The following is a 607-nucleotide window of genomic DNA, read 5'->3' as shown; positions in this document are numbered from 1 at the left end:
CGACAAGGCGCGGCAGAACCTCGACGACCTCGTGCGTCGCGGTCAGCGTCTCGTGGTGTTCTCCGAACATCTCGAACCCGAGGGCTTCGATGTGATCCGCTCGGATGCGATCCCCGGCTGCGAGATCGCGATGGACCATCTGCTGGAGCGGCACACCACGATCGGATGCATCGCCGCGGAGGGAGCCGTGCGCCTCGCCGGCACGCAGATCACGCGCTACACGCCCTACGTCGAGAAGATGGCGGCCGCCAGCATCGAACCGGACCCAAGCTGGACGGTGACGTATGCCGACACCCAGGCGAGCGCCTTCACCGCCGCGGTGGAGCTGCTGTCGGGGGAGAACCGACCGCGAGCGGTGTACGCCACCACCGACTTCGCTGCGATCGCCGCGATCAACGCCGCGCACATGCTCGGCCTCCGGGTGCCGCACGACGTCGCGGTGGTGGGCGTGGGCAACACCCCGGACGCCCGCCTGATCGCGCCCACGCTCACGACCGTCGGTCCCACCGACTTCTACGAGCGGCAGGCGCGCATCATCGTCGACCGCGCCCTCGAGACCGACCCCACACCCGGGCGCCTGCACGACTTCGCGTGGACGCTCTTCCCC

Annotated in this window: 1 protein-coding gene; it reads left to right on the top strand. The window is 69.7% G+C overall.

Annotated elements, in window-relative coordinates:
• On the top strand, nucleotides 1-607 hold a 607-nt coding region (locus tag L687_RS41495), incomplete at both ends, for a substrate-binding domain-containing protein (protein WP_021198764.1).

The sequence above is a fragment of the Microbacterium maritypicum MF109 genome, from assembly GCF_000455825.1.
Taxonomy (GTDB): Bacteria; Actinomycetota; Actinomycetes; order Actinomycetales; family Microbacteriaceae; genus Microbacterium; species Microbacterium maritypicum_A.
This window is presented reverse-complemented; position numbering and strand designations above follow the sequence as displayed.